Origin of the sequence: Rhodococcus sp. SBT000017, assembly GCF_003688915.1 — a bacterium.
GTDB lineage: Bacteria > Actinomycetota > Actinomycetes > Mycobacteriales > Mycobacteriaceae > Rhodococcoides.
Genome location: NZ_REFU01000001.1, coordinates 331,561 through 358,225, shown reverse-complemented (window position 1 = coordinate 358,225; position 26,665 = coordinate 331,561). Strand labels below are relative to the sequence as shown.

The window sequence follows — 26,665 nt, the reverse complement described above, 5'->3', positions numbered from 1 at the left end:
ATGACCAACCCATCCACCGCCAACGGACGCTTCCCCAGTGTCGTCGTCACCAGCCTCGCTGCGACCACGTCACTCGCGGGTGACGTCGATGCCACGTGGAAGGGTCTGCTGAACGGCGACAGCGGAATCGCAACGCTGGAAGACGACTTCGTCGCCGAGTACGACCTGCCCGTGCGGATCGGCGGCCACCTCGCGGTGAACCCGCAGAGCCTGCTCTCACGGGTCGAGATTCGTCGCCTGAGCTACGTGGAGCAGCTGGCCACCGTGCTCGGTCGTGAGGTCTGGAAGAACGCCGGCACTCCCGACGTCGATCCCCTTCGCCTCGGTGTGTCGATCGGTACCGGCCTCGGTGGCGGCGATTCACTGATCGACGCGAACGACAAGATGAAGGCCGGCGGCTACCGCAAGGTGTCTCCGCTCGCCGTTCAGATGGTCATGCCGAACGGCCCCGCAGCGGTCGTCGGACTCGAGCTCAAAGCACAGGCCGGCGTCATCACCCCCGTCTCCGCCTGCTCCTCGGGATCGGAAGCCATCGCACACGCGTGGCGGATGATCGTGATGGGCGACGCGGACATGGTCGTCACCGGCGGCGTCGAGGGATACATCGACGCGGTTCCGATCGCCAGCTTCTCCATGATGCGGGCGATGAGCACCAACAACGACAATCCGAAGGGTGCGTCACGTCCGTTCGACAAGGATCGTGACGGCTTCGTCTTCGGTGAAGCGGGTGCGCTCATGGTCATCGAGACCGAGGAGCACGCCAAGGCACGCGGCGCAACGATCCACGCCCGCCTGCTCGGTGCCGGAATCACCTCCGACGGGTTCCACCTCGTGGCTCCCGACCCGGAGGGCAAGGGTGCCGCGCGCGCTATGCAGCGTGCGATCGAGACCGCAGGTCTGCAGAAGTCCGACATCACCCACGTGAACGCCCACGCAACGGCAACTCCCATCGGAGACACCGCCGAGGCGCTGGCGATCAACAAGGCCGTCGGCAATCACGCAGCGGTGTACGCACCGAAATCCGCTCTGGGCCACTCGATCGGTGCCGTCGGCGCTCTCGAGTCGGTTCTGACGGTGCTGGCAGTGCGCGAGGGAATCATCCCTCCCACACTGAATTTGGAGAATCAGGATCCCGAGATCGATCTCGACGTCGTCAAGGGCGAGCCCCGCGTCGGACAGATCGATTACGCGATCAACAACTCGTTCGGATTCGGTGGGCACAACGTAGCGCTCGCCTTCGGAAAGGCGTGATGCACTGAGTCGATTCTTCGACTCAGCGAATCTCGCTCTCGCAGTGCATGATCCGGGCTGGGGCCGTTCCCAGGGAACGGCCCCGGTTCGGGCCTCGCCCCCGCCAGGGGCCCTGAAGAAGGACAAGCGATGACCATTCTGGCCCCTGTCACACGATCCGGTACCTCCACCGATCCCCGCGATCCACTCGCCCGCCTCGAGAACCTGTTCGACGCCGGAACCACTGTGCCCCTGCACGATCGGGACAAATCCGGCATCCTCGCCGCATCCGGTGAAATCGACGGCGTCCACACCATCGCCTACTGCTCCGATGCCACCGTCATGGGCGGTGCCATGGGAGTAGACGGCTGCAAGCACATCGTCGCCGCCATCGACACGGCCATCGAGCAGCGCGCTCCGATCGTCGGCGTCTGGCACTCCGGAGGCGCTCGCCTCGCCGAGGGCGTCGAAGCTCTCCACGCCGTCGGACTCGTCTTCGAGGCCATGGTTCGAGCATCCGGCCTCGTCCCCCAAGTTTCCGTCGTCCTCGGCTTCGCAGCCGGCGGCGCCGCCTACGGTCCTGCGTTGACCGACGTCGTCATCATGGCTCCCGAGGGACGCGTGTTCGTCACCGGTCCCGACGTCGTCCGCAGCGTCACCGGTGAGCAGGTCGACATGGCCTCGCTCGGCGGCCCCGACACCCACCACAAGAAGTCCGGCGTGTGCCACATCGTCGCCGACAGCGAGATGGACGCGTTCACCCGTGCCCGCCGTCTGGTGTCCATGTTCTGCGAGCAGGGCGAATTCGACATCGCCGCCGCCGAGCACGGCGACACAGACCTCCGGGCGCTGATGCCCGAATCCAACCGTCGCGCATACGATGTGCACCCGATCGTGCACGAATTGCTGGACAACGTCGAAGGGGAATCCACCTTCGAGGAGTTCCAGGGCGGCTGGGCTCGCAGCATCGTCATCGGCCTCGGACGCATCAGCGGCCGCACCGTCGGCGTCATCGCCAACAATCCCATTCGCCTCGGCGGTTGCCTCAACTCCGAAAGCGCCGAGAAGGCCGCACGTTTCGTACGACTGTGTGACGCGTTCGGCATCCCGCTCATCGTGGTCGTCGACGTGCCCGGTTACCTTCCCGGCGTCAGCATGGAATGGGAAGGCGTCGTCCGCCGCGGCGCAAAGCTGTTGCACGCCTTCGCCGAAGCCACGGTCCCCCGCGTCACCCTGGTGACCCGCAAGATCTACGGCGGCGCATACATCGCGATGAACGCTCGCGCACTCGGTGCCACCGCCGTCTACGCCTGGCCCGGTTCCGAGGTCGCCGTGATGGGCGCGAAGGCCGCCGTCGGCATCCTGCACAAGAAGGCGCTCGCAGCCGCTCCCGAGGAGGAGCGTGAGGCACTGCACGATCGCCTCACCGTCGAGCACGAAAACATCGCCGGCGGCGTCGAGCGTGCCGTGGCCATCGGTGTCGTCGACGAGGTCATCGAGCCGAGCAAGACTCGCAGCACCGTCGCCAAGGCCCTCGCTGCTGCGCCCGCGGCACGCGGCAACCACAAGAACATTCCGCTCTGATCGCTTGGTTTCGCTTGCGGCCCTGACTCAACACCCCGCCCCGGTTGTTTGCCCGCCCCCGTTGGGATCAATGCGACTCCGAGGCGCTCTGAATGCAACAAAGCCACATTCATCCGGAACCGAGCGGGCTCCAGGGCGCGATGAAGCGGCTACGCGTCGGTCAGTTCTCGATCCACTTGTGGTCGTGAGCCACTCGCAGCATCGCTGATCGGATGTCGAGGATCTGCGCTGCCGTCACGGTTCCGTTGGCTGTCAGCAGCGCCTCGGTCACTTCGGCAGTGAAGTCCGCTTCGGAGAGCACGTCGCAGATGACGTCTTCGAGCTGCTGGTGTTCGCTGACCGGAACGTCGTGGAACGGCACGTCGGGCTTGCGTCGGGTGACCAGCGCGGTCGATGCCGGACCGTCGATGATCTGTACCTGAGTGGCCTTGAGTCCTCGGTCGCCGTCGACGGCCACGTATTCGACGCGAACCCCCGGTGCCAGCAGCCTTTTGTCGAAATCCAGATCGTTGACGTGGATGAACACGTCCTCGCCGCCCTCGTCCGGCGCTACGAATCCGTACCCCTTGAACTCGTCGAATCTGATCACTTTTCCGGTCGACAACATCGAACTCACCACTCCACGGTCGTTCCCACATGCCTACCCCAGGCACGCACGCGAAACTACCGCGACACCGAACCCCCAGCAACTCCCACGACTAGCCGACGTTGCGGCTCAACCACGTCACTTCGGCTCCGGCACCACCGGTGCGGAACGGCTCGAGGGCGGCGTCCCAGTCCGAGCCGAGAGCATGCTCCACGGCCGCGGTGAGGTTGCCCTGGTTGTTCTCCATGAGGGCTCGCAGACGCATCTCGCCGAGGACCACGTCACCGTTCGCGCTTGTAGATCCACGCCACAGCCCCAGACCGGGTACGTGCGAGAACCGTTCGCCGTCGACGCCTTCGCTGGGGTCCTCGGTCACCTCGAAGCGCAACATCTGCCACGAGCGCAGGATGCCGGCGAGGGTCGCTCCGGTGCCGACCGGGCCGATCCAGTCGGTGGTGGCGCGCAGCTGCCCGTCGGAGGCCGGCTGCGCAGACCACTTCAAATTCGCACGGCAATCGAGGGCGTCGGACAACGCCCATTCGACATGCGGGCACAACGCCGCGGGCGACGAGTGGATGTACACGACACCCGACGTCGCTTCTGCGAATTGATTCGATCCACGCATTGCACTACCTCCAGCTTCGACGAGGGACGTCTTCCCCAACGACCTCGACATGCTTCGGCTGGCTGCAGTGAATCAACACGTATGTGTACTAGTGTGCCCCGAGTTACCCCTGTTGCGCCAGTGCAATCTGTGAACGGTCGGTATTCACCCTGCAAGGACGGCGTCGGACAGTTCGGGCCACAGCGGTTTCGCCCAGTCTCCGAAGGCTCGGTCGGTCAACACCACGCATGCCGTTCGCACGGACGGGTCCACCCACAGGAACGTTCCGGCCTGCCCGAAGTGCCCGAACGTGGCCGACGAGTTGTCACTTCCGGTCCAGTGTGGGGTCTTCTCTCCGCGCAGCTCGAACCCGAGTCCCCAGTCGCACGGCTTGTGCGATCCGTACCCGGGCACGATTCCATTGAGGCCGGGGAACTGGACGGCTGTCGCCGACGAGAGGGTCTGCGACGCGAGGAGCGTCGGTTCCAACAACTCGGCCGCGAACTTCTTCAGGTCCGCCAGGGTGGAGCTGGCACCGTGGCCTGCCGATCCCGGTAGCGCGGTGTTCGTCATCTGCAGTGGCCGGCACACGGCCTCGTCGAGGTAGTCGGGAAAGGCGATGCCTGCCTCGGTTTCGATCAGTTCGGCCAGCACCTCGAACCCAGCGCTCGAGTAGATCCGCTTGGTACCGGCCGGTGCCTGGACTGTGCGGTCGCCGAACGCAAGTCCCGACGCGTGTGCCAGCAAGTGACGCACCGTCGACCCTTCCGGCCCTGCGGGTTGATCGAGCTCAACCGCACCTTCCTCGACGGCGACGAGAACGGCGTACGCACTGAGCAGTTTGGTGACCGAGGCCAGCTCGTAGACGCGATCGGTGTCGCCGACCTCTTCACGAACTCCGGAGTCGGTGACGACTGCTGCACTGACATGGTCGACGGGCCAGGAGGCCGTGAGATCGAGGGTGGTCACGATTCACGAGCCTAATTGTCGGTCGATGACGGTGCCCCGGTCCCCCGCCGGGCTACGCTCGCAGCACATGAGTGGGAGGAATGCGATGTCGGTTGTGTATGGCTCGTGCAATCTGTGCGAAGCGATCTGTGGGCTCGAGTTCACGGTGGAGAACGATGCGGTGACGGCCATCCGCGGTGACGAGAAGGACCCTCTCTCCCGCGGTCACATCTGCCCGAAGGCTCTGTCGCTGATCGACCTGCATTCCGATACCGATCGACTCACCACACCGGTCAAACGCGTGGGTCAGAAGTGGGAGAAGATCGGGTGGGACGAGGCGTACGACCTCGTGATCGACGGTCTGATCTCGACGCGTGAGAAGTACGGCCGCAATGCGGTCGGCATCTATCAGGGCAACCCCAACGTGCACTCGATGGGCGCGATGACCCACGGCATTCCCTTCACCTCGCTCCTGCGGACACGCAATCGATACTCCGCGACCTCGCTGGATCAACTCCCACATCAGCTCGTCGATCACCTGCTGTACGGGCATCAACTGCTGCTGCCGATCCCGGACATCGATCGAACCGACTTCTTCCTCGTCCTCGGCGGCAACCCGATGGCATCGAACGGTTCCATGATGACCGTCCCCGATTTCGCCAGACGAGCACGGGCACTGCGTAAACGGGGCGGACGGCTGGTCGTGGTGGATCCGCGCAAGACCGAGACCGCCGACATCGCAGACACGCACTTCTTCGTTCGCCCCGGCACCGATGCACTGCTACTGCTCGCGATGATCCACATCATCGTCGCCGACGGCACCGTGCGCGTGGCCGACTACATCGACGGGGCCGATCGCCTCGCAGACCTCGTCGCCGAGTTCACTCCCGAATCCGTTGCTCCGGTCGTGGGGATTGCGGCGGAAGAGATCTCGACCCTGGCACGTGATTTCGCCTCGGCGAAGTCCGCGGTGGCGTACGGCCGAATGGGGGTCTCGACCCAGCAGTTCGGCACCGTGTGCCAGTGGGCAATTCAGGTACTGAACATCATCACGGGCAATCTCGACCGCCCCGGCGGTGCCATGGTGACCGATCCCGCGATCGATCTGATCAAGCAGGGCATCGTCGGCCGCGGTCATTTCGACAAGTGGCGCAGCCGCGTTCGCGACCTGCCCGAGTTCGCAGGCGAATACCCCTGCTCGACGCTCGTCGACGAGATCACCACCGAGGGCAAGGATCAGATCCGCGCGATGGCGGTTCTGTCCGGTAATCCGGTGTTGTCGATGCCCGGCGGCACCACCTTGAACGACGCGTTCGCAGGCCTCGACTTCATGGTGTCGTTCGACTTCTACATCAACGAGACCTCGCGTCACGCACACGTGATTCTGCCGCCGACGATGTCTCTCGAACGTGACCACTACGACCTGATCTTCAACTCCTTCGCGGTACACAACACTGCCAAGTACATGCCCGCGGTGGTGCCCAAGAAGGCCGAGGCAAAGCATGATTGGGAAATCTTCCGAGATCTGTCGCTGCGCTACAAGAGCCGGATGGCCGGTTCGACGATCGGTCGACTGAAGTCACGATTGACTCCGAAGAGCGTGATCGGCGAGGCACGCCTGCGACTTTCCCCCGCCCGCACCCTGGACATCCTGCTCCGCAGCCAACGAAAAGGATTGTCGCTCAAAAAACTTCGAGCCAACCCACACGGTGTCGATCTCGGACCACTGCGTCCCGGCTTCCCGCAGAAGCTGAAGACTCGGGACAAGCGGGTACAGCTGATTCAGGACATCGTTGTTGCCGAACTTCCCGCATTGGTGGACCTGATGCATTCGAGCGCCGTTGCGACCGGCGATGAATTGTTGCTGATCGGTCGTCGACACCTGCGCAGCAACAACTCGTGGATGCACAACACCGCCCGGCTCACCAAAGGCAAAGCGCGACATCAGCTTCTGGCCCACCCGGACGACCTGCAACACCGCGGCATCGAGGACGGGGCGATGGTTTCGGTGACCTCCGCCGCCGGGACCGTCGACATCGAGGTGGCGGCGTCGGAGAAGATGATGCCGGGTGTGGTGAGCATGCCGCATGGGTTCGGACATCAGCGCCCCGGCGTGGAGCTGTCCGTCGCCACGACGGTGACCGGCCCCAGTGTCAACGACATCACCGACCCGAGCCGTGTCGACGCCGTCTCGGCGAACGCGATCCTCAACGGCGTCCCGGTGCAGGTCCGAGCGAAATAGCTGCCCCGATGCACCGACGAGGCTGCGTGATTCTGTACGATTCTGCAGGCTCGTACCTGGTACGGGCATGGGGCGGTAGCTCAGTCGGTTAGAGCCGTGGACTCATAATCCATTGGTCGCGGGTTCGAGCCCCGCCCGCCCCACACCCGGTTGACCACTGTGGCTCGACTTGTCGAAGAACAGACCATTTTTGGGCAACGTTGTCGTCGGCGCAGGATCGCGGATTCTGCACGGTGCGATCCCGACAGCCGAGGATGGTCGGATAAGTTCCAGAGTGACGTCGTAGACCATATTTCGGCGCAACCGACGAGCCCGCGTCTTGTGAGGCATGTTCTTGCCGTGTGTGGCGTTGCTTACTGACCGGTAGTATTTTGTTCGCGGCAATTCCCGTCGGTTTACCCTGGACAAGGTGGAGGCACGTGGAAGCGAGGGTGTGCCACGGATAGCTAGCGCGCAGCAGATCGTCGCCGCTATCCCACTTCCCGCGCTTGTTCACGACACCAGTTTTCACATCCTGGCCGTCAACACCGCGTGCCGAACGTCTGCGAACCTATCCCGCACATACAGCGACACCCGCGATGTCTTTGCCTTCGTGCACCCAACGGAGCATGCGGCGATCCGGGCCGTATCAGAGGATCTACTGACCGACTTCGCTCGAACAGGGGAATCGTCGCAGACGCCAGTCTCCGCGATGCGACGGCTCCACCAAGACGACGAGGTGTCGGTGTCGTGCTGGACGCACACCGGACTCGCGGTGATCGACGGCATGCCTCTCATCGTCGTTGCCCTGGATCTTGCGAATCCTATTGTCCGTGAGGCACGAACGTGGCGAGAGCTCGCAGAACGCGACGACCTGACCGGGCTGTACCGTCGCAACGTGGCGGTCTCGGTCATCGACGATTGGATTGCAGCCGGCGACGAAGTAATGGTGATGTTTGCCGATGTCGATCACTTCAAGCAAGTCAACGACGGCTACGGCCATGCCGCCGGAGACGCAGTCCTGTCAGCGATCGCCGACCGACTTCACGCCCTGTCGCACGACGACAGAATCGTCTGCCGGTATGCGGGTGATGAGTTCCTGATCGCTTCCCGCCCATCCGTGTGGCCTCACCGAGGCTTCGTCTGGCAGTTCGACGAACAGCGTTACCTACACGACTACATCGCAGCGGCGGCAGAGGCAGCAACGCACCCCCTTGGAATCGATGGGCATGAGCGTGTATCCATAAGCACAGGTGAGGCAAGACGACGACCCGCCGATTCGGCCGCGACGCTCATTCATCGGGCCGACACCGCGATGTATCGGAACAAGGCACATCGCGTGCGGGAGCGATGAGCTCGGCAATCGGGCAGCTCAATTGCTGCGCGAACCGACACGCCGTCTTCGAGTGTCCCGTCGAGCGATCGTGTATTCGACATCATCCATTGCGTATGTCGAATTCCGAAAGATCTAGGGCGGCCAGCGAAGATCGCCCGCGACGTGGGGTACGGCTCGGACAGCGCTTTGTCGGTGGCGTTCGAGCGTGTCATCGGCGTCTCACCCGACGACTACCGCCGCTCGGCGACGTCTGACTCCACTTCGTAGCGGACCGCCCTTCGATACAACCGCGACCAATACACCAGCAGCACAGCAGCATTCGCCCCGAACCACAGCCACGTGAGGAGCGCCGCCAGGACACCGGTGACGAAGAAACCCAGTACCAGTGCCACGACCCAGGCAAGGACATAGGCCAGAATCGTGACGACAGCCGCGACTGCGCACCGCCCCGGGGACCGCCGGACCATAGCCGACGCTGCGCGGAACGGATGTCGTTGTCCGTCGGCCACGCCCGGAAGTATCAGCAGCGCAACCACAATCACGATGACCGGAAGCAGCGGGTAAAGAATTGCCAGCGCAACGGCCACCCCGGTCAACGCCACGCACCACACCAGGACGCGCGGCCGTCGCCATGCCCGACCCAGCGCACCGCGGACGTTGCCGTCCACCACATCGAGTGCTGTCGATGCGGTGATCCACAGCGCGAATACCACCGCGGCAGCAGAAGCCAGAACCAATGCCGCGAACCCGACAGAGGACGTGGGTACGGGATCGCCCAGGACTGTCAGAGCCTGAACCAGAGCAGACACGACCACCACGGCAACAAGCACCGCACTCCCTCTCACGGCGCACCGACCGTCGAGTTGCGGTCGAGCACGTCCTGCACGGAACCCGAGTAGAGAACCTCCGTACCGACCTTGATCTCGACGGTGCTCGCGTCGTCCGACGTTGCCGAACCGGTAATCGCCTCGTTGTCGGTTGTCTCCCCGGCACATTCGATGTCTGCTCCGGCACCCGAGCACACCGGCGCGACCAATATCTCGATTCCCTTCTCCAGCAGAACGTCGTTCACGGCGTAACGCAGATTTCCGAGTTCGGCACCGCCGACCGGGGCAAGCGCAGCGGTCTGAGAACACCCCGCACAGACCATCACAGCGAATACGGCGAGGAGCTTTCTGCAAAATCCGTTCATCGGCCCTGCCTCGTCTCGTAAGCGATCAGTCTCGCGTGCTCGTCGAGGTGTTGTTTCTCGAGAGCGGCGTCGGTGATGGTGCTCAGATCGAACGGAGCCGGCAGGAGCAATTCGGTATTGCGATCCAGACGCGACCCACGCCGCATCAGCGGATTCTCGGCCCAGTCGTTGGCCGCCAACTCGCGGCTACGCGACGCCAGATCCAGGTAGCTGCCGCTGTTTCCGGGCGTGACCGGAGACGCGTGATCGAGAACCGTGGTGAACAGCGACAGGGTCCCGTCTCGGTTGTCGACGATCTCGACCACTTGCTGCTGCTGCGGGAAATCGATGCACGACGCGGTCGTGATCTCCCAGAATCCTCGTCCGTCTCGCGAGTGCGCCAGAATCTGATTCTGGTGGGTGTGGCCGTTGAGCCAGCCGATCACCACCGGATACTTCAACAGCAGATCGATGAATTCGTCTGCGCCGTAGAGCTTCACCGATTGCCCAGGCCTCTGTGCCCGGTTCTCCAACGTCAGGCTGTTGTGGTGCGTGTAGATCAGCACGAGCTTGTTCTCGGCCTGCGCCCGCTCCAATTGCTGGGTGAGCCAATCGAATTGGTTCTCCGGAACCGCACCGTCGGGCCCGGCCACAGCGTTGCAGGTGTCGAGACCGAACGTGCGGATGTTCGGGGTGGGGTCTGCCGTCCACCAGGTCTCGCCCGAATCGAGGTTGTGTTGGGTGAAGCCGTGACCGATCGGACCCGGTGTCGGCGTGGTCTCGAAGTGCTCCTGCATGAACTCGCGTTGCTCGAACAGGTACCGCGCCGGATCGGCCGAGACTGCGCGAAACCCCGGTCGCGCACCGGATCCCACGCCCAGCGCATCGACCATTCTCTGCAACGGACTGGCCGTCGACGCGTAGCCGGCCAGTGCCGAGGTGGCCGTCGCCTCGAGGGTGTACGCCTTGCGACCCCCGACGGCGAGCGCGTGCAGCTGCGAGGACAGATCGAAGGTGCCGAGCAACAGTGTGTCGTGGTTGCCGTACACCGAATACCACGGCACCGGCAGCCCCACCGATTCCACGGTTCCAGACATTGCCTGCTCGAGGAGGTCGGGAAGCGTCGGGAATCCGTAGTCGCCGAACGAGCCTCCCGAGGGATCACCGGGCCGGTAGGCCCACTGCGCCTCCGGCCAAGCCTGAACACCCTCGAAGACCTTCGAGTCCCCGCTGGTCGGCCGAACCGGAACGCCGTCGAGAACGTCTACGTACCAGCGTAGTTCGAGGTGCGAGTGCATGTCGGCGCTGTCCCCGGTGACCACTGCCGCTCCCATCGGTGCGCCGGTAACCGGGCTGATCCGCGCGTCCGCGAACGCCTTCACCATCGCCGCGGTGACGTGCACCGTGAGCGGATCCTGCGGGTGGAACGCCGAGCCCCATGCTGCGTGGTCGGAGACGATCATGGGCTCGATCCGTCCGGGCGACTGCGCGTCGATGACGTGCATGTCCGACAGGTGCCCGAGATAGAGCAACGACCGTCGCGACTGGACCCTCGACGGATTCGGCGCTCGTCCGAGAACGTCCAGCCGAGCAACGTACGGCTCCCCCGGTCCGGCACCGAGCACGCGGTACTTCCCCGGCCCGGTCGAGGTTCGCAGAATCGTCTGCGCGAGCGTTCCGGTCCCGTTCGTTTGCACAGGCTGGGCATGCGCAACGAGAGCCTTACCCAGCACGTGGGGTGCAATCCCCCACGCCGCGGCAAGAGCCCCCACTCGAGCAATGAATTGTCGACGCGACAGCCCTGCCATGGAACTCCTCGGATCCTCGAGAACGGCACCACGTGCGCCTCGCATCCGACGAGGTGACTGCCTATTTTTACAGGCCAGACCGCGGATCGGCTCGCTTTCGGACCGTTCAGGGCACCACGGTCACCGGCCAGCGGCCCGCTTTGACCAACCGCACCGCCACCGAACCGGCGATTCGATGCCCCGCATTCTCGGATGCGCCCACCACTACCGCGTCGGTGCGCAGTTGCTCTGCCACGGCGATCAGTCCGTAGTACGGGTCACCCTGCGCGGTGCGGAACTCCCACCGCACGTGCTCCCGATCTCCGAATCGGGCAGCAGAGGTCCGGACGTAGTCGAGCAACTCGTCGGCGATCTGCTGACCGGTTTCGACGAGTGAGATGCCGGCCTGGCCCCACGACGCCGTCGCAATGGGTTGGACGTACACCAGCACCAGCAGCGACCGCTGCCTGCGAGCGAGTCCCGCTGCATAGGCTGCGGCACGCCAGGAAGAATCGGAACCGTCGACCCCCACCACGATCGACTTGGGACCGTCGTGGCCGTACTCGAAACCGGTGGATTCTTGCGCATCGCTCACGAGTCGAGGCTACTGCCGGTACCCGCATGTTCGAACACCCCATCCCGTGGCGGTACGGTTGGTTCACTTCGAGTGCCGGTCGCTCGAACACCGACACTGGACGGGAGTAGCCAAGTGAACGAAGTCACGCAGCACGACGGCCCGTCGACCGATCCGGCCACCGTGTTCGCCGCGCTGGCCGACATCGTGTATCGAGGCAGCAGCGCGGAAGAGATCTACACCGCAATCTGCAACGCCGCCGTACTGGTTGTTCCCCACTGCGACCATGCGAGCTTGATGCTGATGCGCCACGGAAAGCCGGTCACCGTCGCGGCCTCCGACGACATCGCTCGTGTCGTCGACGATATCGAGCGCGCCACCGGCGAAGGCCCGTGTCTGGACGCGATCACCAGCGAGGCAGCGCAGCTCGAGGCCGACTTCCGAACTCCGACGCAGTGGCCCGCGATGGCCCGCGGTGTGTTGAACCGCACGCCGGTACGAGGGGCCATGGGATTTCGGCTCAACGTGGACGATCAGAAGGTCGGCGCGCTCAACCTGTTCACCGACAAGCCGGGTGTGTTCGATACCGACAGCGCGAGCAAGGCGATCATTCTGACGGCGTTCACGGCTGTCACCGTTGCTGCGGTCATGAACGGTCAAGAGGCGTCGACTCTGCGTGACGGGCTCGAGAGCAACCGTGAGATCGGCAAGGCGATCGGCCTGATCATGGCCCTGCACGACGTGTCAGGCGACGAGGCGTTCGCCCTGCTGCGTAAGTCCTCTCAGGACCTCAACGTCAAGATTGCCGATCTCGCAGCAACCGTTGTCGATCGGCACAGCAAGGGCTTGAACCGCTGAGCATGTGCGCTCAGTGCGCGCGCTGAACCTTCTTGGGAAGCGCGAAGACCAAAGCCAGCGCCACCACACTGAACGCTGCACTGACTGCCATTGCCATCGCCGCGCCGTGCAGAAAGCCCGACCCGACGGTGTCGGGGCCGGTGATGTCCAGAGACCCGAACAGCACACTGCCGATCACGGCAATACCGATCGCCGAGCCGACGCGCTGCATGGTGGAGATGACCCCGCTCGCGGCTCCCGCGTCGTCGCGATCGACGGTGGCGACGATGAACTGGGCGTTGGGTGCGATGAAAGCGCCGTTGCCCAGACCCGCGATGAACAGTGGAACCAACAGCGTCCAGTGCGAGATCGTGTCGGCCGAGCTGGTCGCGAGGATGATCCACAGCCAGATCAGCCCGATCGAGACGAGCGACGCGCCGAGTATCAGAACGGTGCGACCGAGACGGATCGTCAGCCTGTTGCTCTGCGAGGCGGCAATGATGCTGCCGATCGCGAACGGTATGGACACCAGTCCCGATGCCAGTGCCGTGTTGCCGAGTCCGGTCTGCCACAGCAACGAGATGGTGAAGAAGATGCTGGTAAAGGCCGCGAAGTAGACGAGCGCGAGGATGACACCGCCGGTGAACGCCGGACGGGTGAACAATCGAGGTGGCACCAACGGATTCTGTCCGCGGCCGCTCCGAATCACTTCCCACCAGCCGAACAGCGCGATGAGGCCGATTCCTGCGGCGATCGTCAGGTAGGTCCACATTGGCCAGCCCAATTCCTGGCCCTCGATCAGCGGAACGAGCAGTGCGATGAGACCTGCGGAGATGAGTACCAGCCCGAGCCAGTCGATTCCGGGGCGGGCCGCCGGCTCGGCATCGGTCTTGTTCGGGAGCAGCACTGCAGCCGCGACGAGACCGACGATTCCGATCGGCAGGTTGACCCAGAAGACCAGTCGCCAGCCGTTCTCGTCGCCGAAAGCCTGGATGATCAGGCCACCGACGATGGGACCGAGCGCTGTCGAGACTCCGATGACCGCACCCATGATGGCGAATGCCTTGCCCCGCACCGGTCCTGGGAACAACAGCTGAATGAAGGCGGTGACCGCCGGGACGAACATGCCGCCCGCCAAGCCCTGAACGACTCGCGCGACGACAAGCTGCAGATCGTCCTGAGCCAGCCCACACGCGAAGCTTGCGAGGGTAAAGAGTGCGAGCCCGGTGAAGAAGACCCATTTGTGGCCGATCCGGTCGCCCACCTTGCCCGCCGGGATGAGAGCCAAGCCGAAGGCGAGTGCGTACCCCGAGATGATCCACGACAGAACCGATTCCGACGCGTCCAGCGTGGTGCTGATCGTCGGTAGTGCCACGTTGACGATGGTGGTGTCCAGCAGAGCCATGAACATGCCGAGCAGCAGAACCACGAGCGCTTTCCAGGCGCGTGCGGGCACCTCTGTCCCCGGTGGAGTTGCAGAGGCAATGCCGTCGGTCACTGTGCCGTCCTTCGTCGTTGTCGCCGAGCAGTATCGGCCGACCGATCCTGGGTCACTGTCCGATCATTGCCGTCGCCACGAAGACCCACGACAGTCCGGTGGCCAAGACCACGAACGCCGATGCCACAACTCGGCCACCCCACACGGTCTCCACGAGAGCAGTCTCCGCGTGAGCAGTCGCGCCCGCCGTACCCGTTGGTGTCATGATCGATTTCCCACCCTGCATCCGCGACCCTCGTCATTTCCGGCCGGTGGATACCCCGGGAACCGACGCCGAAACTACGGCGCTGCGACAACCGCCTCCAGTGCGTCCAGAAAGGGGTGCTGGGAGACGAGCAGCTTCGTTCTCGCCTGCGCCACCGGGAACCACTCGACGCGGTCGACCTCGGGAAACGACTTAATGAGACCGGATTTCGGGGGCCACTCGATCTCAAATGTGTTGCTCACCGCATTCGAGACATCCAGATCGGCCTCGACGCCGAACGCGGTGACGATCTTTCCGCCGCGCTGTGTGACGGTGCCCAGTTCGACGGGTTCTCCGGCCGGCACATCGGTGCCGACTTCCTCTCGAAATTCCCGCTGGGCCGCCGTCCAGGGATCTTCTCCATCGGTGATCAACCCTTTGACGATCGACCAAGCTCCGTCGTCCTTGCGCGCCCAGAACGGTCCGCCGGGGTGAGCGATCAGGACATCCGGGCCGTCGACACCGACGCGATACAACAGGATTCCTGCACTCGTATTGACCATTGCCTCAGCCTGCCATCAATTCGGTTGCTCTCCGTCATTCGCCGTCACTACCGTTATCGCGGCTCACGACCACGCATATTCGAGAGGTAGGGCGACATGGACACGACGGGATCGGACAGGGTCTGGTTGATCACCGGGGCCAGCTCGGGTTTCGGCCGTCAATTCGTCGCTGCCGCATTGGACGCGGGTGATCGAGTGTTGTCCACCGCCCGCAGCGTCGCCGATCTCGAGGGGCCCGAAAGCGATCGGTTGCTTCACGCACAGCTCGATGTGACCGACCGAGATTCGATCGACTCCGCCGTGGCCTACGCTCTCGACCGGTTCGGACGCATCGACGTCCTGGTCAACAACGCCGGTGTGGGCCTGCTCGGCGCGTTCGAGGAGATCGACGAACCCGACTTTCGCCACAACCTCGAGGTCAACTTCTTCGGCCCATTGGCCGTCACCCGGGCGGTGCTGCCTTCGATGCGGGCGCGCCGTAGCGGCCACATCGTGCAGATGTCCTCGGTTATCGGCGTGGTACCCGGTCCGGGCGGAACCGCGTATGCAGGAGGCAAATTCGCGCTCGAAGGCTTTTCGGAGGCTCTCGCCGCGGAGGTGCGTCATCTCGGTATCGGTGTCACCATCGTCGAACCGGGCCCGTTTCGCACCGACGCGAGCGGACGGTCGATGCAATGGGGAACCCCTCTGGACGACTACGCCACCCTGATCGGACCGGCTCGAACCGCTTTCGAAGCCACCCACGGCCATCAGCCCGGCGACCCACGCCGCGGTGTCGATGCCGTCATCGCCGCGATTTCTTCGGAAACTCCCCCACTGCGGCTTCCGCTGGGCTCGAAGTCCTTCGAGTGGATCGAGACCTACCTCCAGGGTCGGCTCGATCAAGCCCGCGACGTTCGCCCTGCGGGTTCCGATACCGACCACAGGTGACTCACCCAGTCACGAACACACAGAACTCGTTGCCCTCCGGGTCCGCCATGACCGTCCATTCGATGTCCGAGTCCGGTCGCCGGAGCACCCGTGCGCCGAGGGATTCCAATTCGGCGATCGCGTCGACGGAATCGACCTCGATGTCCCAGTGGACACGGTTCTTGCCGGTCTTGGCTTCGGGAACCTGGGCGAAGACCATCGACTCGAACGGCACTCCGGCAGCGCCCTCGATCGCGTGCCAGCCTTCCTCGCTGACCTCTGTCGTTCCGCCGAGTACCTGCGACCACCAGCTGGCCAGAGTCTTCGCGTCGAGAGCGTCGACCACCAGTTCGTACATCCTGTAGGGGCCGACTTCCGGACGGACGAAGGCGCAGAACTCCCCTCCGTCGGGATCGGCCATCACGCGCCAGCCGAATTCGCCCGGGGCGGAAAGAGGCGTGGCACCGGGAAGTTCGGTCGTTGTCACGTGCGCGTCCAGATGGACACGATTCTTGACTGCCTTGAATTCCGGTACGCGATTGACCCAGATGGTCTGTGTGGGCTCGCTCCCGCTGAGCTTCACGATGTCGGGCGAGCCCGTACGAACGACATCGAGTCCGATGGTGGCCGACCAGAAGGTCACCATTGCCTCGAGATTCGTTGCATCGATACACAGATCCTTGAATCTCGCTGTAGTCACCGCGCCGATCGTACGCACCCGTCCAGGACTGTTTTGCAGCGCGAACGGCCTCCACTCCGCCGTGCCGCGAACCCGGGCAACAGTTATTGTCTACCGATGCAGGAGCGTGCAGCGTCCACCAGGCAGGCCGTACTCGAAGGGGCCGCCGCCAGTTTCGAGAAGTTCGGTTACGGCACAGCAAGTTTGAGCACCATCATCGCCCATGCCGGGGTCAGCAAGGGCGCGATGTACTTCCATTTCTCGTCCAAGGAAGACCTGGCGCAAGCAGTGATCGACGCGCAGCTGGCCATGGCGGCGAGTGCGAGCGCCATCGTCATCGAGCAGACACCGAAAGCGCTGGACGCCCTGATCCTGGTGAGCAAGGAGTTGGGACGCCAACTGCAGACCGACTCCATCGCCCGCGGGGGTATGCGGTTGACGCTGGAGTCGGCCATCGTCGACAGCCCCAATGCGCGAGCGTTCGAGGACTGGATCGGAAAGATGGGCGATCTGGCCGCACGCGCTCAGGCCGAGGGCGACATCGTCGACGGTATGGACGCACTCACGCTCGGTCGATACATCGTCGCGTCGTTCACCGGCGTGCAGACGGTGTCGGAGATGTTGACCGGACGCGCCGATCTACAGCAAAGGCTGACCGAGATGTGGCAGATGTTGCTGCCCGCGGTGGTGCCGCGCCGACGCCTCCCGCGGGTGATGGCGATCGCCGAAGACGCCCTTATCGACTGGAGCGATCGGTAGGCGCCAACCACGGTTCGGACGTCACCGTGACGGACATCGCCGACAGCACCTCGCCGTCGTGCTCGAACTGAATGCGGTAGAGGCCGTCGGTGGAGGCCGTGTCGACGATCACCGAGCACGGATTGGTCCACTCGGCGAAACCCATGAACCTCACCTCGCAGGAGGTGAAATCCAGCGCCGGTGTTTCGGTGGCCAAGCGCAGAGCCTGGCGTGCCGCCTCGAGCATCGTGACGCCCGGCAGGTACTCGACCGAGTGATCGAACATCGCCAGGTTGCGCGGATCCGGCGCGACGACGATGGTCCCGTCGGATGTGTGCCGTGCCAGCACCACGTCGGACGGATCGAGACGTCCGACGGAGGACGGCGGGACCACCTCGGTTCCGGCCGGCAGGAAACGGAAGTGGGGGTCGGCAATGGTCGACTTGCGGAACTGCGAATACACCTCGGGTCCGATGGTCCGGACCGACGCCGTCCCCGACGCGACGAGGTGGGTGCCGTTCAGGAGTCGGGCGGAGAGCTTCATGTTGTCCAGCGACTCGTTCTCGAACGTCACGTCGGTCGTGATCGACTCTGCGACAAGCGAATCGTCGATGTCGTCGACCGAGAGCGGGTCCAGGATCTCGAAGCGGGAGTGCTCGATGAACACCACGTGATCGAGTGGCACGCCGTGGTTGACGTGGCAGAAGAGGCTGATCGCTTGGCGCAGAGCCTCGGCCACCATCAACGAGTCGTGGGTTCGGCGCACCGGCGCGAACATGCGATGCGACGTGGGGAACTGCACCGCCGCCCGATGCGTACCGTCGACGGTCTCGTAATCGGTCAACAGAACGTCGCCCGGCGACCTCCGATGCACGAGGTGACGCGGAACTGTTGCTGCGTAACTCAAACTCATGAAGCCCCTTAAAACCGACCGACCCGGCTTTTTATAGCACTGTTGAGCCACCGGGATCGCTCGCTCAGTATGTAGCGGGCGACCGACAAAACTGGCATCGGTCGAAGGGATTCATTCAATCGATATACAGAAATAACTGTCACGATCTGTTAACTAACTCGAACTCCCGGTACCACATGTCCGGTACGTTCACGGGCCGCGCCGGGGGCTCGTGTGGCACACTCCCGACAGCAAAAATCCCGGCCCGGGCGAACCGGACGGGGACTGCGCTCCCCCACCTGGACTCGAACCAGGAACCCTTCGTAGCTGCATCCAAGAATTTTCGCTGACCGCAGATGTTCGCCTTTACCCACCCTGAACTGCAGTTATATGCGGTTCAAGTGGTTGCGGTCTATCGCAACGAGTCGTCAGTTTTCGGGGCTGATTGGGGCTGAAAGTGTTGGGAAAGTGTTGGGTACAGACTCCCCTGAGCTACTCCCGAACGGTCAATTTGGCTGTCTGCATCGTGCTGTCGACGGAGTTCATCGAACCGCCCCTAAGTCCGTCGAGCAGCCGCACAACCTGTAGCTCGTGACGGTCGACCGTCCGGTTTCCGTCAGGCCAGGGGACGACACTTCGGCCACCATCGGGACCCGCGTATTCAACCCGATGGACCAGCGAGCCATTCCAAAAGAAATCGATCTGCTGATTGTGGACGGTCTTATCCAAAACATCCCACCACCACTCCTCGGCACCGTCACCCACGCCGTCCGCGTCCCGTCCCCACGCCACGGTGAGGCCCGTATCGGGGATATACACGGCGGTGCCGTAGTGGCCATCTCGGTGGGTGTGTCCCGCCCTCTCGATGACGTGCCAGCTCTCCGAGTCCGCCTCTTCCAAGATTCCAAGCAGTGCGTCGTAGTTCACAATCCAGCCTCTCTCTTTTTGGTTTGCACGAACGCGTCGAACCCCAGTGACGCTTGGTAAGTCCTTGCGCCACTTCCCGGCTGGGTGAGTTGCTTGACCCCAAGCAAATAGGGCAAACCTGCCGATTCGAGATGGGGCGAAAGCTCGACCGGCAGCGGTTTGTCCAAGTCGGCTGCGAGCAGTCGCTCTCGGGCTGGAGTGGAAAGTTCTCGCCATACGGACTATGGGCTGATCACGGGAGAAACGCTATCCGCAACCACCGACAAGTCCTTCGAGCTTCGCTCTCTTGACGGTGATGGCGCTCATCGAAAATGCTCAACTTCGCTCAGCGAAAGTGCTCACCCGGTAGCGGTGATCACTGTAGCGGTTGACGGGTCCCGGTGACGGCTTTGCGGAGCTTCTCCGATCGTGCGTTGTGATCGCGGAGCCGGTAGGAATCACCGGACATATCGAGGACTACCGATCGATGCAGGAGACGGTCGAGCATGGCTGCTGCGACGGTGTCGTCACCGAGAACCGTTCCCCACGATCCGACACCACGATTGCTGGTGATCACGATCGATGTCTTCATATACCGTTGCGAGACAACCTGAAACAACGCCGAAGCCGCCTCTCCCGGCAACGGAAGATACCCGAGTTCGTCGATCACCAACAGTGTCGGCCCGGCGTAGAACCGCATCGTCGTCGCCCATCTGCCTTCGATCGCAGCCCGGTGACATCGAGCGGCGAGATCGGCGGCGGTGGTGAAATACGTCCGATACCCGGCATGCGCAGCAGCCCGCGCCAACCCGACCGACAGATGCGTCTTCCCGACCCCCGGCGGGCCGATGAGCAGCACATTGGTAGCGGTCTCCAAATATCTGCAGGTCGCGAGCTCGTCGATCAGCTTCTTGTCGACCCCGGCGGCGTTGTCGAAATCGAAGTCCTCGAGCGATGCCGGGGTCGGCAGGCACGCGAACCGCAACCTGCCTGCCAACCGCCGCGCTTCGGTGGCAGCAACCTCGATCGAGAGCAACCGCTCCAGCGCCGCCGTCATCGACAGCTCCTCCGCCGCGGCCTGGTCGAGGACCGCCGGCAGTGCTTCGGCGGCGTCGGCGAGTTTGAGGACCCCGAGATGGCCACGCAAACGTTGGTAAAGGCTCGCTGCTTCCGCGGTGTTCGGTGCGGGAAGTCGATCGGCAGCGGCACCTCCTTTCGGTGTTTCACTCATGCGAGAGTGTTCCTTCCCCGTGCAGCCCGCTCGTAGGCCGAGAGGTCGATGACATCCGATGATGCTGCCGCGGAATCGGTTTCAGCTGCTCCTGTCGAGTAGTTCGTACTATGGAAACTGCTGCCACGCAATACTTCTGCCGCCCTGAGCGCATCAGGCCCGGGTGGTATCCGTTCTTTGCGGCGGTGCGGTTTGCCGGTGTTCGCGGTCGCCATCGCGGCCCGTTCGAGTGCGACGACATGACCGCTGTCGCGGACGATCATGCCGAGACCGTCGGCGGCGACCGCATGCCTGGCGACAGTGATGCCGGAGGCGGTGACGATGTCGAGATGACTACCGCCGACGGGGCGGGTGACGGTGACCTGCGCGGACGCCAACTCCGGCGGGACGGAGTACTGGTTGCCGCGGTAGGACACCAACGCTTGCCGCGACGCCGTCCGACTGTCGCCGAGAATCACCGGATACGCCGTCGCCGGCGGTTCCTGCAGGGGTTCGGCCGCTGCGAGGTCGGCGACAGTGCTGGTTCCGTCCGGGGTGTGGCGGGTGCGACTGTCGGAGATGGCGGCACAGAAGTTGTCGAGATGCGCTTGGGCCTGCTCGACGCTCATGTCCGGTAACGACCGCCACCAGCGTTGTGCTGCAGTGTGATTCGCTTTCTCGACGACACCTTTGCGGTTCCCTCTCCGCGGTGGGCAGATCGCGACCGAGACCCCGTAGTACTTCGCGACGCCGGCGAAGCTGGCGGTCACCGCACCGGACTCGGGGTGGCAGACAGTGGCCATCCGGTCGAAACGCCAGACTCGGGTGGTGCCGCCGAGAGCGCGGACAACGCGGTCGAGATTGTCGACCAGATGTGGTTGATCCATCGACGGGGTCAGTACCGCCCGCCATTTCCCCGAGTGTGCGAGGGAGCCGACCCACAGGTGTGCTGTTCTGCCCCAACCCCATTCAGTCGGCGGGTTCGGTAGATCGACGTAGTCCCATTGGGTTTCTTCGCCCGGTGGGTGGTCGATGATGGCGTTGGCTCGGTCGGTTGCGGTCCTGCAGGCCAGGCAGATCGGGCGTAGTTTCTGCTGCCGGATCTTGCGGGTCATCGTCGGATAGGACAGTGCGAAGCCCAGGGCCAACAGTTCGTCGAACAGGGCGACCGCCCACAGGTGCGGGTCCTCGGTGAATCGGTAGCGGATGTAGTCGATGAAGTCCTCGAACGGGTCCGTCGTGGACTTTCGTCGCACACCTGGGGTGGTGGTTCCGTTGATGTAGTTGCGGACGGTGCGGCGGTTGCGGCCGGTATGGCGGGCGATGTCCGAGATCGACATGCCTCGTTTGTGCAGTGCGGATATCTCCATGTCCTCTTCCCATGTAAGCATGAGATCGCGGGTCTCCTTCGGGGCGCTGGTGTGTGGTCAGAGACCATCAGCATCGGAGGAGGCCCGCCCTCATTGGCGGAGCCACACGGGTGAGCACTTTCAGAGATCAGATCTGGGCACTTTCACTGAGCGCCGTCAACGGTCCACGAAACTGCTTTCGGTCTTCACGGGCGGTTTTCGAAAGTGTTGTCTGCCTTCAGACCTACAAGCCCATCTGTGTAGTGAGAACCGAGGTGAGCACTCCAGTCAACACAGCGCCACCACCGTCAGCCACAGCGTCCAACATCCTCCGCGCACGAGTCCGGGTGTCCTCACCCGCATTTTCGTCGTTTGCGAGCTGCTTTAGGCGATCAACAAGTTCGCTTGTGATGTTCTCCGGCGTCGGCCATGCTCCGACCTCACGCCGAGCCTTGCTCGTCGCGCTGAGCACGAAGTCGATGTGCCCTCCGGCGTTAGGCGTGGAAACCCGGATGTAACCGCCATCCGAGTCGAGCGCTTTGATCGCACGCTGGACATCCTCGGGGCTGAGATCGGTGTCTTGCTCGATCTCATCGAGCCCGACCTCGTGGCCACTCTCGTCGGTCCGCCGAACGATCGACTCCAGCACGAGGAAATCACGGTCGGCCCAGGTGCTGTTCATGACCCGATGATCCCTGCGCTCAGGGCTGAACCGGCAGCACCTACCAGAATGTCCCTGCCAGCCCCCAGAAACGCTGTGAGGCCTGCCTTGGCCCTCTCACGGGTTTCCGGCTCGGCCGTCTCATCATTAGCCAAGTCTTGAAGGCGCGCAATCAACGAGTCGGCCAGAGTCTCTGGCGTAGGCCACGCGCCCGCTGCCCGCCTGGCCTTCCCCGTCACCCCGGCGACCGCGATGACGTGGTTCGACCCCCGCATAGTCTTGACCAAATAAGGCGGCTCGTCGGCGTCAAGAGCACGGAGTGCTCGCTGAACCAGATCGTCGTCTAAGCCCGTCAATGCGACTAACTTGGATGCACGGACAGGATGCCCAGTCCGATCGATCTCTTCGACAACCGCGGTGAGAACAGGCAGGTCTCTCGGACCCCATGTGTCTTCCATGCGGCGAACCTACGCCTGGACAGCGACATTCTGAGATCGAACTGCTCAACTACCGGGGCAAGGATGGGCGGACCCTCTTGATTTACGGAGCGCCGTGATTCTTGCTGACCTGTGCAAGGTGGAGACCCTCAGGCCCCGAACTGGCCTGCGATCACAGCAGTAATGACCCCGCCCACCACTTGCCCGCCACCCTCTGTCGGAGCATCTCGGATCTTTCGAGCGCGAGACCTGGTGTCCTCTGTCTGAGAGTCGTCCCTCTCGGTCTCAACGAGCTGCTGAATAAGCGCCTCCAGCACAGACTCTGCGCTGGGCCACTGACCAACCTCCCGTCGCGCTCGTTCTGTCGGCCGAGAGAACAGGACGACCCCGAACTCGTCGTCGTCTGAGTGGCCGAAGAATGGGGGTGTGGCTCCCGCAAGTGCGTCGAAGGCATGGCGCATCTCCTTGTAATCCAAGCCTGTCACATCCGTGAGGTCATGCCACCTCACCACTTGGTGCTCGTCGCAGTACGCGACTGCTTCAACCAGGACCGGTCGATCTCGTTCGCTCCATTGGGTTCCCATGGGCAGAACGTACCCAGTGGCTCCGACACCACCAACGAGTACCGCCAGCGGAGTAGCCAACCAACCAGCAGGGTTACAACGAAGAAGGCCCCGTCTGCATGACGGGGCCTTCGTTGTATGCCTCACGATGGAACGTCAGGCGTACACCTGGGGTGACTCCCAGTGAAAGTGCAATGCGTTGACCCAGTACCACGGGATTGCGAACATGCTGTCTCCGATCGTTGCGGCCTAGCACCTTGGACCACACGAGCGTATGAGCGGAGGGCCCTGCCAGGCCATCCCCCGATTGCATGACGCCAATACTGGGGGCATATCGAGGATTTTGAGCCTGGGGGCCAGATGTCTGTCCATTTCTGCTGGAGACCACAACCTGACCGGAGTCCTCACGGGCGATCTGACCTGACCGAGTCCTCACGGACACGCCCGACACTCGCGTGGCCTCTCACGCGTAAAACGCGGGTGCGCAAACAAGTTGACCGTCGTGGTTACCGTGGTCCTGGCGGTCGCAGTCGGCGTTTCGCTCCTGTGGGTTGGTTCGGCAACAGTCCGATGGGGCCATGGTCCTTCTGCAGTGGGTGATCTCTATATCGTCTCCACCGTCCTAGAGGTTCCGGACTCATGCCGCGCTTCGATTCCCACCAGAGACGAAGCCTGAAGAAGCGGTTCCACTCCCATAGATACAGTCCGTCGTCTGGAATGTTCTTGGCAATAGCGTTGGTCCGCAGCCCTTCTCCGTAGGGGTCGACCCAGGACACCATGAAGTAGGCGTGACGGACCAAGTCAACCTCGGCATCGAACCCCCACTCAATCGGTTCCGACTCGCACGTCATAATCGGGCGCGTCGGCGGCATTCCGATCGGGTCGCAACCAAGCCCAAGGACGCGGACATCGACGTTGTGCCGGACACCTGGACCGATCAGCTCCACCTTGCAGAACACCTGGACGGTCGGTGCCCCGCCGTTGACGGAACTCACGATTCCACCTCGTGTTGCCTCGATGTTCATACCGCGACCGCCAGCTGTGTTCCGAGCTATCTCAAGCTGCCTGCCCATCACCAGGAGACCAAGCCCAGAGAACACTGCTGCCAATGCCGTGAGCACGAATTTTGCGTCCATGACTCGGGACGCTACACACGGATGGTTTCAAACTGACCGCTCGACAATCTGCACACCGGCTACTCCCCGGTGCCTGTGACCCTTCCGCTGCCCAAGCCTGCTTCGATCCAGTCGTCACCCTTGCGCCACTTGAGTTGAGCGCCGGTTCCCAGGGCCACCTCAGGGTGATCGCGGCCAACCTGATCCCTGGCGCTCGTGTCGTCACGTGCTTCGAACTCCTGGACCACGACGGAGCCGTTGGCGCTCACTACCCGGTAGCTCTTCATCTCTGTCATGTGGCGATCATGACAGACCATCACAGCGGCCACCCGTAGATTGGAACTGCCCTCAGCCGCAACTGCTGAACTGGATGACAGCGTGTCTGCTCTTTCAGCTAGCGCTGGAGTCTCGCTGCTCGATCAGCTCAGCGTGGGCATGTCTCATCTGGGTGAGCAGAAGACTCGCCAGACCCAAGACGCCCACTGCGTACCTCTTCAGATCCGGACGTATCTGGACGTGGTGCCGGTCCACGTTGCTGGTGGCCTGTGCGAACCCCATGCCCAGGTTGCGCCAGCCTTCCCATTCGTTCGACTGCGCGCCCAGCCGTAATTCCCCTGCATTGCTCAGCGCGTGTGCGTACATGTTCTTTCCCACGACTGCGCCGTCCTGGTTCGACCACTTGCGCACCTTGTCCTCGGTGAACACGGCGGCTTGCGTCGCAACCTTTCCCCAATCACCCGCGTCGACCAGACCACGAACGTGCGCCCACAGCTCGGGATCGAAACTGCTTTCATCTACGGGTTCATCGACTTCTGCGGCCAGTCCGAGTGCATAGATCGCTGAGGCGATCAACTGACGAGTCTGCTCGACCATCTCAAGTCGCATGTGGAGTAGGTCAACTTCCGTGTAATCGCCATACATCGGACCTGATCTCCAAGCGTGCTCTAGTCGCTCAAGTAGAGCGTGGTCCTTACCAAGCGCTCGACCAACGACCTCATTGATGTTCGCTCGCCAGCTCCCGATCTTTGCCCAGTGATTTGGGGCATCAGCTACATCGTGACCGACGTTCTTCAGGGCTTCGAGCTTCTCGATAGCAAGGTCAGGTCTCATCACCTCAGGTTATGTAGAACCACTGACACGTCGACAGCGCCACACCGTGGGCACCACCCCCTCTCCTAGCCACACCAGCACCAGCTCCTACGGTCGGCATAGAGGCTGAGGCTCTCTACGGGTCTGGGAACTCCAGCAGCCCCTCGGTGTTAGAGCAACTTCATGGCGGCGTCCTGCACGGACTGACGACTCCAAGGAGGCGATCACGATGGCTGGACGTGGACCGGGACCCAAAGACCCCTCTCGCAGGGCACGCACGAACAAGGACCCGATCCAACTTGGAGTCATCCACGCCGATCCAGTCGAACAGCCGGCACCCACCGCAAGGGTGACGCTCCCCCGCTGACGATTGTGATCCTGGAATTCGCCGTGGACATCCTCGGTCGACGCCGAGAGGCCCTCACGTTCAACACCCCGAACGGCGCCATCTCCGTCACCTTAACCGGCAACTGGGTCTCGCCTGCCAACGTTCGAGGGTGGCCGCGAGGTGCACTCGGCATGCACTTCGATTGGGTGACACCCCACAGCTTCCGCCGGACCGTGGCGACACTCGTGAAGGCTTAGTACGGAGTGGAGGCGGCGCAGGCTCAGCTCGGCCACGCCAACACCGCTGTGACGGAAGCGCACTACATCCGGCGGATGAACTCGGCACCGGACATGACCGAAGCACTCAACACTTTCGCACCGTCAGAGCGGCAAAGTGTTGGATACGTGTTGAGTTCGGCAACCTTCGGCCTGAAACAGAAAGAGCCCCTCACCTGATCTGGCAGGTAAAGGGCTCTTCTTGCGCTCCCCCACCTGGACTCGAACCAGGAACCCTTCGATTAACAGTCGAATGCTCTGCCAATTGAGCTATGGGGGATTACCTCGCGGCGTCACACTCTCGTGCGAGCCGTTGGAAACAATAGCGCACACCCCCTGCCGAGTACCAAATCGCCCTGCTCGAGGTTCGTCGGGCAAGATGGAAGAACAG

The 26,665-nt window shown here is 63.2% G+C and carries 28 protein-coding genes and 2 tRNA genes; 9 read left to right on the top strand and 21 right to left on the bottom strand.

Translation table 11 applies throughout. The features are described 5' to 3' along the window. Both AYK61_RS01505 and AYK61_RS01500 read left to right on the top strand, forming a co-directional pair. Nucleotides 1-1,251 (top strand): KasA/KasB family beta-ketoacyl-ACP synthase, encoded by a 1,251-nt coding sequence (locus AYK61_RS01505; RefSeq protein ID WP_032403883.1) that lies wholly within the window; start codon nucleotides 1-3, stop codon nucleotides 1,249-1,251. A gap of 129 nt (nucleotides 1,252-1,380) precedes the next feature. Then, entirely contained in the window at nucleotides 1,381-2,814 is a 1,434-nt protein-coding gene (locus tag AYK61_RS01500) for an acyl-CoA carboxylase subunit beta (RefSeq protein ID WP_121869543.1), read from the top strand. 160 nt (nucleotides 2,815-2,974) lie between these two features. Here the strand turns inward: AYK61_RS01500 and AYK61_RS01495 are convergent, their stop codons facing one another. The 3 genes from AYK61_RS01495 to AYK61_RS01485 form a co-directional block, all read right to left on the bottom strand. Beyond that, complete coding sequence (locus tag AYK61_RS01495; RefSeq protein ID WP_121872334.1) at nucleotides 2,975-3,421, bottom strand: cold-shock protein; 447 nt, start codon at nucleotides 3,419-3,421, stop codon at nucleotides 2,975-2,977. Between the two features lie 91 nt (nucleotides 3,422-3,512). Further along, nucleotides 3,513-4,025: a DUF3145 domain-containing protein gene (locus AYK61_RS01490; RefSeq protein ID WP_121869542.1), complete on the bottom strand. Its 513-nt coding sequence runs from the start codon at nucleotides 4,023-4,025 to the stop codon at nucleotides 3,513-3,515. Nucleotides 4,026-4,169: 144 nt separating this feature from the next. Next, nucleotides 4,170-4,973, bottom strand: a complete 804-nt coding sequence (locus AYK61_RS01485; RefSeq protein ID WP_121869541.1) for a serine hydrolase — start codon at nucleotides 4,971-4,973, stop codon at nucleotides 4,170-4,172. Between the two features lie 85 nt (nucleotides 4,974-5,058). Between AYK61_RS01485 and AYK61_RS01480 the strand changes: the two genes are divergently transcribed. The 3 genes from AYK61_RS01480 (at nucleotide 5,059) to AYK61_RS27165 (ending at nucleotide 8,527) form a co-directional block, all read left to right on the top strand. Beyond that, a complete protein-coding gene (locus tag AYK61_RS01480; protein ID WP_121869540.1) occupies nucleotides 5,059-7,194 on the top strand; it encodes a molybdopterin-dependent oxidoreductase in 2,136 nt (711 codons plus the stop codon). 69 nt (nucleotides 7,195-7,263) lie between these two features. Next, nucleotides 7,264-7,337, top strand: a tRNA-Ile gene (locus AYK61_RS01475). Between the two features lie 611 nt (nucleotides 7,338-7,948). Then, nucleotides 7,949-8,527 (top strand): GGDEF domain-containing protein, encoded by a 579-nt coding sequence (locus tag AYK61_RS27165; RefSeq protein ID WP_183130125.1) that lies wholly within the window; start codon nucleotides 7,949-7,951, stop codon nucleotides 8,525-8,527. Between the two features lie 212 nt (nucleotides 8,528-8,739). Here AYK61_RS27165 and AYK61_RS01460 read toward each other — a convergent pair whose 3' ends face one another. The 4 genes from AYK61_RS01460 to AYK61_RS01445 form a co-directional block, all read right to left on the bottom strand. Then, entirely contained in the window at nucleotides 8,740-9,339 is a 600-nt protein-coding gene (locus AYK61_RS01460; RefSeq protein ID WP_121869538.1) for an EI24 domain-containing protein, read from the bottom strand. A gap of 11 nt (nucleotides 9,340-9,350) precedes the next feature. Further along, on the bottom strand, nucleotides 9,351-9,701 hold the full coding sequence (locus AYK61_RS01455) for a hypothetical protein (protein ID WP_121869537.1): 351 nt from the start codon (nucleotides 9,699-9,701) through the stop codon (nucleotides 9,351-9,353). Continuing rightward, the gene (locus AYK61_RS01450) at nucleotides 9,698-11,488 is read right to left on the bottom strand and encodes a TIGR03767 family metallophosphoesterase (RefSeq protein WP_121869536.1); all 1,791 of its coding nucleotides are present in this window, start codon (nucleotides 11,486-11,488) and stop codon (nucleotides 9,698-9,700) included. The genes AYK61_RS01455 and AYK61_RS01450 overlap by 4 nt, the downstream gene beginning before the upstream one ends. Nucleotides 11,489-11,594: 106 nt before the next feature. Next, a complete protein-coding gene (locus AYK61_RS01445) occupies nucleotides 11,595-12,062 on the bottom strand; it encodes a universal stress protein (protein ID WP_121869535.1) in 468 nt (155 codons plus the stop codon). A gap of 114 nt (nucleotides 12,063-12,176) precedes the next feature. On the opposite strand from AYK61_RS01445, the gene AYK61_RS01440 reads away from it, so the two are divergent. Beyond that, nucleotides 12,177-12,899, top strand: coding sequence for a GAF and ANTAR domain-containing protein (locus AYK61_RS01440; protein ID WP_121869534.1), 723 nt, complete (start codon nucleotides 12,177-12,179; stop codon nucleotides 12,897-12,899). Nucleotides 12,900-12,909: 10 nt separating this feature from the next. Here AYK61_RS01440 and AYK61_RS01435 read toward each other — a convergent pair whose 3' ends face one another. The 3 genes from AYK61_RS01435 to AYK61_RS01430 form a co-directional block, all read right to left on the bottom strand. Beyond that, nucleotides 12,910-14,376 carry a DHA2 family efflux MFS transporter permease subunit gene (locus AYK61_RS01435; protein WP_121869533.1) on the bottom strand — a complete coding sequence of 489 codons (1,467 nt, stop codon included), beginning with the start codon at nucleotides 14,374-14,376 and terminating at the stop codon, nucleotides 12,910-12,912. Nucleotides 14,377-14,428: 52 nt separating this feature from the next. Then, the gene (locus AYK61_RS27160) at nucleotides 14,429-14,581 is read right to left on the bottom strand and encodes a hypothetical protein (RefSeq protein WP_183130124.1); all 153 of its coding nucleotides are present in this window, start codon (nucleotides 14,579-14,581) and stop codon (nucleotides 14,429-14,431) included. Between the two features lie 74 nt (nucleotides 14,582-14,655). Further along, nucleotides 14,656-15,123 carry an NUDIX domain-containing protein gene (locus AYK61_RS01430; protein WP_121869532.1) on the bottom strand — a complete coding sequence of 156 codons (468 nt, stop codon included), beginning with the start codon at nucleotides 15,121-15,123 and terminating at the stop codon, nucleotides 14,656-14,658. A 96-nt stretch (nucleotides 15,124-15,219) separates the two neighbouring features. Between AYK61_RS01430 and AYK61_RS01425 the strand changes: the two genes are divergently transcribed. Continuing rightward, nucleotides 15,220-16,053, top strand: a complete 834-nt coding sequence (locus AYK61_RS01425; protein WP_121869531.1) for an oxidoreductase — start codon at nucleotides 15,220-15,222, stop codon at nucleotides 16,051-16,053. 1 nt (nucleotide 16,054) lies between these two features. On the opposite strand, the gene AYK61_RS01420 is transcribed toward AYK61_RS01425, so the two are convergent. Next, complete coding sequence (locus AYK61_RS01420; RefSeq protein ID WP_128644713.1) at nucleotides 16,055-16,732, bottom strand: VOC family protein; 678 nt, start codon at nucleotides 16,730-16,732, stop codon at nucleotides 16,055-16,057. 96 nt (nucleotides 16,733-16,828) lie between these two features. Here AYK61_RS01420 and AYK61_RS01415 point away from each other — a divergent pair, with 96 nt between their 5' ends. Beyond that, nucleotides 16,829-17,470, top strand: a complete 642-nt coding sequence (locus AYK61_RS01415; protein ID WP_121869529.1) for a ScbR family autoregulator-binding transcription factor — start codon at nucleotides 16,829-16,831, stop codon at nucleotides 17,468-17,470. Here the strand turns inward: AYK61_RS01415 and AYK61_RS01410 are convergent. From AYK61_RS01410 to AYK61_RS01365, 9 genes are all read right to left on the bottom strand, one after another. After that, nucleotides 17,448-18,362, bottom strand: coding sequence for an AfsA-related hotdog domain-containing protein (locus AYK61_RS01410; RefSeq protein WP_121869528.1), 915 nt, complete (start codon nucleotides 18,360-18,362; stop codon nucleotides 17,448-17,450). The genes AYK61_RS01415 and AYK61_RS01410 overlap by 23 nt on opposite strands. A gap of 471 nt (nucleotides 18,363-18,833) precedes the next feature. Then, nucleotides 18,834-19,268 (bottom strand): hypothetical protein, encoded by a 435-nt coding sequence (locus tag AYK61_RS01405; RefSeq protein WP_121869527.1) that lies wholly within the window; start codon nucleotides 19,266-19,268, stop codon nucleotides 18,834-18,836. 355 nt (nucleotides 19,269-19,623) lie between these two features. Beyond that, a complete protein-coding gene (gene istB, locus AYK61_RS01400; RefSeq protein ID WP_008720604.1) occupies nucleotides 19,624-20,478 on the bottom strand; it encodes an IS21-like element helper ATPase IstB in 855 nt (284 codons plus the stop codon). Then, nucleotides 20,475-21,848: a Mu transposase domain-containing protein gene (locus tag AYK61_RS01395; RefSeq protein WP_008720605.1), complete on the bottom strand. Its 1,374-nt coding sequence runs from the start codon at nucleotides 21,846-21,848 to the stop codon at nucleotides 20,475-20,477. Before AYK61_RS01395 ends, istB begins: the two co-directional genes overlap by 4 nt. A gap of 202 nt (nucleotides 21,849-22,050) precedes the next feature. Continuing rightward, nucleotides 22,051-22,488, bottom strand: a complete 438-nt coding sequence (locus AYK61_RS01390) for a hypothetical protein (protein ID WP_121869526.1) — start codon at nucleotides 22,486-22,488, stop codon at nucleotides 22,051-22,053. Further along, nucleotides 22,485-22,925, bottom strand: a complete 441-nt coding sequence (locus AYK61_RS27585; RefSeq protein ID WP_121869525.1) for a hypothetical protein — start codon at nucleotides 22,923-22,925, stop codon at nucleotides 22,485-22,487. The genes AYK61_RS01390 and AYK61_RS27585 overlap by 4 nt, the downstream gene beginning before the upstream one ends. A gap of 1,048 nt (nucleotides 22,926-23,973) precedes the next feature. Beyond that, complete coding sequence (locus AYK61_RS01375) at nucleotides 23,974-24,603, bottom strand: hypothetical protein (protein ID WP_147458287.1); 630 nt, start codon at nucleotides 24,601-24,603, stop codon at nucleotides 23,974-23,976. Between the two features lie 59 nt (nucleotides 24,604-24,662). Further along, on the bottom strand, nucleotides 24,663-24,878 hold the full coding sequence (locus AYK61_RS01370) for a hypothetical protein (RefSeq protein ID WP_121869522.1): 216 nt from the start codon (nucleotides 24,876-24,878) through the stop codon (nucleotides 24,663-24,665). Nucleotides 24,879-24,972: 94 nt separating this feature from the next. After that, on the bottom strand, nucleotides 24,973-25,692 hold the full coding sequence (locus AYK61_RS01365; RefSeq protein WP_121869521.1) for a TIGR02391 family protein: 720 nt from the start codon (nucleotides 25,690-25,692) through the stop codon (nucleotides 24,973-24,975). A gap of 570 nt (nucleotides 25,693-26,262) precedes the next feature. Between AYK61_RS01365 and AYK61_RS01355 the strand changes: the two genes are divergently transcribed. Continuing rightward, complete coding sequence (locus tag AYK61_RS01355) at nucleotides 26,263-26,454, top strand: hypothetical protein (RefSeq protein ID WP_121869519.1); 192 nt, start codon at nucleotides 26,263-26,265, stop codon at nucleotides 26,452-26,454. Between the two features lie 27 nt (nucleotides 26,455-26,481). Here the strand turns inward: AYK61_RS01355 and AYK61_RS01350 are convergent. Further along, nucleotides 26,482-26,554 (bottom strand) — tRNA-Asn (locus AYK61_RS01350). Between the last annotated feature and the right edge of the window lie 111 nt (nucleotides 26,555-26,665).

Coding starts and splice junctions, on each gene's coding strand:
- AYK61_RS01505 (WP_032403883.1), top strand. CDS start 1: ATGACCAACCCATCCACCGCCAACGGACGCTTCCCCAGTGTCGTCGTC.
- AYK61_RS01500 (WP_121869543.1), top strand. CDS start 1,381: ATGACCATTCTGGCCCCTGTCACACGATCCGGTACCTCCACCGATCCC.
- AYK61_RS01495 (WP_121872334.1), bottom strand. CDS start 3,421: ATGTTGTCGACCGGAAAAGTGATCAGATTCGACGAGTTCAAGGGGTAC.
- AYK61_RS01490 (WP_121869542.1), bottom strand. CDS start 4,025: ATGCGTGGATCGAATCAATTCGCAGAAGCGACGTCGGGTGTCGTGTAC.
- AYK61_RS01480 (WP_121869540.1), top strand. CDS start 5,059: ATGTCGGTTGTGTATGGCTCGTGCAATCTGTGCGAAGCGATCTGTGGG.
- AYK61_RS01455 (WP_121869537.1), bottom strand. CDS start 9,701: ATGAACGGATTTTGCAGAAAGCTCCTCGCCGTATTCGCTGTGATGGTC.
- AYK61_RS01450 (WP_121869536.1), bottom strand. CDS start 11,488: ATGGCAGGGCTGTCGCGTCGACAATTCATTGCTCGAGTGGGGGCTCTT.
- AYK61_RS27160 (WP_183130124.1), bottom strand. CDS start 14,581: ATGACACCAACGGGTACGGCGGGCGCGACTGCTCACGCGGAGACTGCT.
- AYK61_RS01430 (WP_121869532.1), bottom strand. CDS start 15,123: ATGGTCAATACGAGTGCAGGAATCCTGTTGTATCGCGTCGGTGTCGAC.
- AYK61_RS01425 (WP_121869531.1), top strand. CDS start 15,220: ATGGACACGACGGGATCGGACAGGGTCTGGTTGATCACCGGGGCCAGC.
- AYK61_RS01415 (WP_121869529.1), top strand. CDS start 16,829: ATGCAGGAGCGTGCAGCGTCCACCAGGCAGGCCGTACTCGAAGGGGCC.
- AYK61_RS01410 (WP_121869528.1), bottom strand. CDS start 18,362: ATGAGTTTGAGTTACGCAGCAACAGTTCCGCGTCACCTCGTGCATCGG.
- istB (WP_008720604.1), bottom strand. CDS start 20,478: ATGAGTGAAACACCGAAAGGAGGTGCCGCTGCCGATCGACTTCCCGCA.
- AYK61_RS01395 (WP_008720605.1), bottom strand. CDS start 21,848: ATGCTTACATGGGAAGAGGACATGGAGATATCCGCACTGCACAAACGA.
- AYK61_RS01390 (WP_121869526.1), bottom strand. CDS start 22,488: ATGAACAGCACCTGGGCCGACCGTGATTTCCTCGTGCTGGAGTCGATC.
- AYK61_RS27585 (WP_121869525.1), bottom strand. CDS start 22,925: ATGGAAGACACATGGGGTCCGAGAGACCTGCCTGTTCTCACCGCGGTT.
- AYK61_RS01375 (WP_147458287.1), bottom strand. CDS start 24,603: ATGGACGCAAAATTCGTGCTCACGGCATTGGCAGCAGTGTTCTCTGGG.
- AYK61_RS01370 (WP_121869522.1), bottom strand. CDS start 24,878: ATGACAGAGATGAAGAGCTACCGGGTAGTGAGCGCCAACGGCTCCGTC.
- AYK61_RS01365 (WP_121869521.1), bottom strand. CDS start 25,692: ATGAGACCTGACCTTGCTATCGAGAAGCTCGAAGCCCTGAAGAACGTC.